At 69.7% G+C, this 6310-nt stretch carries 7 protein-coding genes and 1 pseudogene; 4 read left to right on the forward strand and 4 right to left on the reverse strand.

Features of this window, described 5'->3' with window-relative positions; genetic code table 11:
• Positions 1-41 precede the first annotated feature (41 nt).
• From ectB to thpD, 3 genes are read left to right on the forward strand one after another with little or no spacing between them, the layout of a single operon-like run.
• Positions 42-1313: a diaminobutyrate--2-oxoglutarate transaminase gene (gene ectB / locus AC31A1_RS44310; RefSeq protein ID WP_489658739.1), complete on the forward strand. Its 1272-nt coding sequence runs from the start codon at positions 42-44 to the stop codon at positions 1311-1313.
• Between the two features lie 28 nt (positions 1314-1341).
• Complete coding sequence (locus tag AC31A1_RS44315; RefSeq protein WP_489658740.1) at positions 1342-1752, forward strand: ectoine synthase; 411 nt, start codon at positions 1342-1344, stop codon at positions 1750-1752.
• A 5-nt stretch (positions 1753-1757) separates the two neighbouring features.
• Complete coding sequence (gene thpD / locus AC31A1_RS44320; protein ID WP_489658741.1) at positions 1758-2654, forward strand: ectoine hydroxylase; 897 nt, start codon at positions 1758-1760, stop codon at positions 2652-2654.
• Between the two features lie 95 nt (positions 2655-2749).
• Here thpD and AC31A1_RS44325 read toward each other — a convergent pair whose 3' ends face one another.
• The 4 genes from AC31A1_RS44325 to AC31A1_RS44340 all read right to left on the reverse strand — a co-directional run bounded on the left by AC31A1_RS44325 (position 2750) and on the right by AC31A1_RS44340 (position 6191).
• Positions 2750-3799, reverse strand: coding sequence for an aminotransferase class V-fold PLP-dependent enzyme (locus AC31A1_RS44325; protein WP_489658742.1), 1050 nt, complete (start codon positions 3797-3799; stop codon positions 2750-2752).
• 108 nt (positions 3800-3907) lie between these two features.
• Positions 3908-4630, reverse strand: coding sequence for a DsbA family oxidoreductase (locus tag AC31A1_RS44330; protein WP_489658743.1), 723 nt, complete (start codon positions 4628-4630; stop codon positions 3908-3910).
• Between the two features lie 77 nt (positions 4631-4707).
• The gene (locus AC31A1_RS44335; RefSeq protein WP_489658744.1) at positions 4708-5199 is read right to left on the reverse strand and encodes a GNAT family N-acetyltransferase; all 492 of its coding nucleotides are present in this window, start codon (positions 5197-5199) and stop codon (positions 4708-4710) included.
• A complete protein-coding gene (locus AC31A1_RS44340) occupies positions 5196-6191 on the reverse strand; it encodes a GlxA family transcriptional regulator (RefSeq protein WP_489658745.1) in 996 nt (331 codons plus the stop codon). The genes AC31A1_RS44335 and AC31A1_RS44340 overlap by 4 nt, the downstream gene beginning before the upstream one ends.
• Here AC31A1_RS44340 and AC31A1_RS44345 point away from each other — a divergent pair.
• Positions 6127-6310 (forward strand): annotated as a pseudogene (locus AC31A1_RS44345) (MFS transporter); the annotation flags it as partial. The gene AC31A1_RS44340 and the pseudogene AC31A1_RS44345 overlap by 65 nt on opposite strands.

The raw sequence follows: 6310 nt of genomic DNA on the forward strand, positions 1-6310 counted from the left end.
CCCCCGCACCCCCTCACCCCCCACACCGAGGAGCGATTCGCGTGACCATCACCCAGCCCGATCTCAGCGTTTTCGAGACCCTGGAGTCCGAGGTCCGCAGCTACTGCCGCGGCTGGCCCACCGTCTTCGACCGGGCCCGGGGCAGCCGTATGTACGACGAGGACGGCCACGCCTACCTCGACTTCTTCGCGGGCGCCGGCTCGCTCAACTACGGGCACAACAATCCTGTCCTGAAACGGGCGTTGATCGACTACCTGGAACGCGACGGCGTCACGCACGGGCTCGACATGTCGACGAGTGCCAAGCGCGCGTTCCTGCAAACCTTCCAGGATCTGGTGCTACGGCCGCGCGACCTGCCGTACAAGGTGATGTTCCCGGGCCCGACCGGCACCAACGCCGTCGAGTCCGCGCTGAAGTTGGCGCGGAAGGTGAAGGGGCGCGAGTCGATCGTGTCGTTCACCAACGCCTTCCACGGGATGTCCCTCGGCTCGCTCGCCGTGACCGGGAACGCCTTCAAGCGAGCCGGTGCCGGTATCCCGCTGGTGCACGGCACGCCGATGCCGTTCGACAACTACTTCGACGGCACGGTCCCCGACTTCCTGTGGTTCGAGCGGCTGTTGGAGGACCAGGGCTCCGGCCTCAACAAGCCCGCCGCCGTGATCGTCGAGTCCGTGCAGGGCGAGGGCGGCATCAACGTCGCCCGCCCCGAATGGCTGCGCGCGCTGGCCGAGTTGTGCGAGCGCCAGGACATGCTTCTCATCGTCGACGACATCCAGATGGGCTGCGGGCGCACCGGCGCGTTCTTCTCCTTCGAGGAGTCCGGCATCGTCCCGGACATCGTCACCGTGTCCAAGTCCATCAGCGGATACGGCCTTCCGATGTCCCTGTGCCTGTTCAAGCCCGAGCTGGACATCTGGGAGCCGGGCGAGCACAACGGCACGTTCCGCGGCAACAACCCGGCGTTCGTCACCGCCACCGCCGCCCTGGAGACGTACTGGGCGGACGGTTCCGCGATGGAGAAGCAGACCCGGGCCCGCGGTGAGCAGGTCGAGCAGGGGCTGATCTCCATCACCGAGGAGAACCTCGCCGACATCAAGGAGTACCGGGGCCGCGGGCTGGTCTGGGGCATCGAGTTCAAGGACCCCGAGCGCGCCGGCCGGATCTGCGCCCGCGCCTTCGAACTCGGGCTGCTCGTCGAGACGTCGGGCCCGCAGGGCGAGGTCGTGAAACTCCTCCCCGCGCTGACCATCACCCCCGAGGAGCTGGACGAGGGTCTGAGCATCCTCGCCCGCGCCGTACGCGAAACCGTCTGACACCACATCAAGGAGGCGTCACAGCACCGTGATTGTCCGTTCGTTCAAGGAACTCGAAGGCACCGACCGGCACATCAAGGCCGCTTCCCGTACCTGGGAGAGCAAACGCATCGTCCTCGCCAAGGAACGGGTCGGCTTCTCGCTCCACGAGACCGTCCTGTACGCGGGTACGAAGACGTCCATGTGGTACGCGAACCACGTCGAGGCCGTCGTATGCGTCGAGGGCGAGGCCCTGTTGACCGACGACGAGACCGGGCAGACGTACGCGATCACGCCCGGGACCATGTACCTCCTCGACGGACACGAGCGGCACACGATGCGGATCAAGGAGGACTTCCGCTGCATCTGTGTCTTCAACCCGCCCGTCACCGGACGGGAGGACCACGACGAGAACGGCGTCTACCCGCTGCTGACCGAACCCGAGCCCGAGGAGGTGTGACGAGCATGACCACCGTCACCAGCGTCACCGACCTGTATCCCAGCCGCGGCACCACTGAGGTGTCCGTCCCGCGCAAGGACCCCGTCGTCTGGGGCTCCCCCGACACCCCGGGCCCGATCCCGACGGCCGACCTCCAGGCCTTCGAGCGCGACGGCTTCCTCTCCATGCGGGAACTCCTGCGTGACGACGAAGTCGACGTCTACCGGCAGGAGTTGGAGCGTCTCGTCACGGACCCGGCGATCCGGGCCGACGAGCGGTCCATCGTCGAGCCGAAGTCCAAGGAGATCCGGTCCGTCTTCGAGGTGCACCGGATCAGCGAGGTGTTCGCGCGGCTCGTGCGCGACGAGCGGGTCGTCGGGCGGGCACGCCAGATCCTCGGTTCGGACGTCTACGTCCACCAGTCGCGGATCAACGTGAAGCCCGGCTTCGGGGCGAGCGGCTTCTACTGGCACTCGGACTTCGAGACCTGGCACGCCGAGGACGGGCTGCCGAACATGCGCACCGTGTCCGTGTCGATCGCGCTCACCGAGAACTACGACACCAACGGCGGCCTCATGATCATGCCGGGCTCGCACCGGACGTTCCTCGGCTGCGCGGGCGCGACCCCCGAGGACAACTACCGCCAGTCGCTCCAGATGCAGGACGCGGGCACGCCGTCGGACGAGGCGCTGACCGACATGGCCTCCGAGTACGGCATCAAGTTGTTCACGGGCAGGGCCGGTTCGGCAACCTGGTTCGACTGCAACTGCATGCACGGCTCCGGCGACAACATCACGCCGTTCCCGCGCAGCAACGTCTTCATCGTGTTCAACAGCGTGGAGAACAAGGCGGTCGAGCCGTTCGCCGCGCCGGTACGACGGCCCGAGTTCATCGGGGCCAGGGACTTCACGCCGGTGAGGTGACGCCGAGCAGGTCCGTCACGAGGGCACCCCGGTCACGGCGGCCGGGGTGCCCTTCCCCGCTTCAACTCCCTTGCGGAACCAGCCTCTTCCTCGCGTCAGTCGGCCAGCACGTCCAGCAGGCGGTCGACGTCCTCGGCGGTGTTGTAGAGGTGTAAGGCCGCGCGCAAGTTCCCCGCCCGGTCGGAGACTTCGACCCCGGCCGCGCTCAACTCGCCCTGCCGACGGCCGAGTCCGGGCACGGAGACGATCGGTGACCCGGGGGACGCCACCGGTTCGTGCCCGAGGGCGCCGAGCCCCGCGCGGAAGCGGTCGGCGAGGGTGAGGTCGTGGGCGCGTACGGTGTCGACGCCCAACTCCTCCAGCAGCGCGAGCGAGTGGCGGGCTCCGGCGTAGGAGAAGAGGGCCGGGCTCTCGTCGAACCGGCGGGCGGAGTGGGCGAGTTCCGCGACCGGGCCGTAGCAACTGTCCCAGGGTGCCTCGCCCGCGACCCAGCCCGCGAAGATCGGGTTGAGGCCGCCGAGGTCCTCCGGGGTGACCAGGAACGCGACCCCGCGCGGGCAGAAGAGCCACTTGAAGCCGACGGCGGCGACATAGTCGTAGGCGCCCGCGTCGAGGTCGAACCAGCCGGCGGCCTGCGACGCGTCGACGTACGTACGCGCCCCGTGTTCGCGTGCCGCAGCCCGGAGCGCGGGCAGGTCGGCGATGCGGCCGTCGGCGGACTGGGCGGCGCTGACCGCGACGAGCGCGGTGCCGGGGCGTACCGACTCGGCGATGCGCTCCAGCGGAACGCTGCGCACCTTGAGGTCGGGGCGCATGTGGAAGGGGTTCACCACGGAGCTGAAGTCGGCCTCGGCGGTGAGGACTTCGGCGCCGGCGGGCAGTGAGGAGGCGATCAGTCCGCTGTAGACGGCGACCGAGGCGCCGGCCGCCACCCGGTCGACCGGCACGCGGGTCAGCCGGGCGAAGGCGGCGCGGGACGCCTCGACGTCGTCGAACATGTCGGTCGGTGTGCCGACCGCGGCCGCCTCGATGGCGGTGTGCATCGCCGTGACCGTGCGGGTCGGGAGGAGGCCGGTGCTCGCGGTGTTGAGGTAGGTGTTCTTCGGGGCGAACTCGGCGCGGACGAGGCTCTCGAAGGTCTCCATGGCACCACTCTGCGGTGCCGAGAAGCCCTCGTCCATTGCGAATTTTTACGTGGATCCGCTAAGGAACGCTTATAGATCCACGAGTGATCAGCCGTGACCTGCGGCTTTTCAGGCCTGCGGCACCGCGCACCCGTCGGGGCCGCACGCCTCGGCGTCGCCGTCGGCGCTGCTGTCGATCAGCTTCAGCGGGGAGTGCTCGCCCCACGCCTGGGTCAGCGCCTGGGCGAAGACCTCGGCGGGCTGGGCGCCGGAGACGCCGTACTTGCGGTCGAGGACGAAGAAGGGGACGCCGTTCGCGCCCAGCTCGGCGGCCTCGCGCTCGTCGGCGCGGACGTCGTCGGCGTACGCGGTCGGGTCGGCCAGCACCTTGCGGGCGTCCTCGGCGACCAGCCCGGCACCGACGGCGAGCTCGACGAGCCGCTCATCGCTGTCGAACACGGACCGCTCCTCGGCGAAGTTCGCCTTGTACAGCGCCTGGATCAGCTCGTCCTGGCGGCCCTGCGCCTTGGCGAAGTGGAGGAGGCGGTGCATGTCGAAGGTGTTGCCGTGGTCGCGGTCGCGGGTGCGGTAGTCGAGCCCCTCTGCGGCGGCCTGCGCGCCCAGGTTGTCCTCACCGGCCTGGGCCTGCGCCTCGCTCATGCCGTACTTCTTCGTGAGCATCTTCAGCACGGGCTGGGTGTCGCCCTTGGCACGCCCCGGGTCCAGTTCGAAGGACCGGTGCACGACCTCGACGCCGTCGCGGTGCGGGAACGCGTCGAGCGCCTTCTCGAAGCGGGCCTTGCCCACGTAGCACCAGGGGCAGGCGATGTCCGACCAGATCTCGACGCGCATTCTTCGGCTCTCTTCAGGACGTACGGGGGAGAGACAGAGGCTCTCTGTTTCCCCCGTGAACGTTCGAACAGCTCACTTCATTCCCCCGTCACGGGCAGGCGCATCCCCAGGTGGTGTCCGCCGTCGGACGGCTCGGCGACCCAGCCCTGCCGGACGTAGAAGGCCTGCGCCCGCTCGTTGTCGACATGCACATCAAGTACGGCGGTCCGCCGGCCGTCGGCCCGCCACTGCTCGACACAGGCCGCGTGCAGCGCCGTACCGAGGCCGGCGCGCCACTGGTCGGGGTCGACGTGGAACTGGAACAGCGTGACGGTGTCCGCCGGGTCGCCGTCCTGGGTACGGAAGCAGGCGACGGCGACGATACGACCGTTCTCGACCACGCACAGCACATGGGCGTCGGGCCGCTCGATGACGCCCCGCCAGGCGGCGAGCCAGTCCCGCCCGTCCTCCGGGACGCCGTCGGGGTAGTACGTCGCCCGGGCCCGCGCGTGCAGCGCGGCGACGCTCTCCGCCTCCGCGGGCAGGGCCGTACGGATCACCCGGGTTCCATTGACTCGGTCACTGATCATGCAACCGATGACGTGACCTCGGCCGCTCCGGTTCCCAGGCGGCTGAACTGGGCCCGGTAGGCGCTCGGCGTCAGCCCGGTGCGGCGGACCAGGTGGCCGCGCAGGGAGTCCGCGGTGCCCAGGCCGCAGGCGCGGGCCACCTGGTCCATGGGGAAGGCGGTGGTCTCCAGGAGTTCCTTGGCCCGCTCGATGCGCTGGTGGAGCAGCCACTGCAGGGGACTCACGCCGCTCTCCGCGTGGAAGCGGCGGGTGAGGGTGCGGACGCTGACGCCCGCGTGCCGGGCCAGGTCGGTGAGGGTGAGGGGCTTGTCGAGGTTGCGCATGGCCCAGCCGCGGGTGTCGGCGCAGGCCGTGCCCCGCTCGGGTGGCAGCGGGGTCTGCGTGAACTGGGTCTGCCCGCCCGGCCGTACGGGTGCGACGAGGGCGAGCCGGGCGACCTCGTTGGCGACGGCGGCGCCGTAGTCGGTGCGGATGATGTGCAGGCAGAGGTCGATGCCGGCGGCGTATCCGGACGCGGTCAGGAACTGGCCGTCCTGGACGTAGAGGACGTCGCCCCTGAGGTCGAGGGCCGGGTAGCGGTCACGCAGTTCGTCCGCCAGCCCCCAGTACGTGGTGGCGCTCCGGCCGTCGAGCAGCCCGGCCTCGGCTAGCAGGAACGCGCCGCTGCAGATGGATGCGATGCGCTTGCCCGCGGCGGCGGCCTCGCGGACGGCTGCGACGGCGGCCCGGTCGGGGTCGTACCGTTCGCCGGTGCCCGCGATCACCACGGTGTCGGCGGTGCTCAGGACGTCGAGGCCGCGGCCCACCTGGAGGTCCAGCCCACCGGTCGTCACCACCGGACCGCCGTCGGCGCTGCAGATGGTCACCTCGTAACCCGGAACGCCGTCGATCTCGACCTTCGCGAAGAGCATCTCCGGGATGGCGAGGTTGAACATCGAGACGGGCGACGGCGCGATGATCGCGACGCGATGCGGTGACCGTTTCCTCGGCATGGCCAGAACCTCCGGGTGTATGGCATTCCGGCCACTACTCTACGGCGTCACGCCCCCGCAGCATGAGGGCATGACAACGCCCACCACCCAACTGACCCTCCGCACCGGCACCTTGACCC

The sequence above is a fragment of the Streptomyces sp. P5F9 genome (assembly GCF_057961495.1).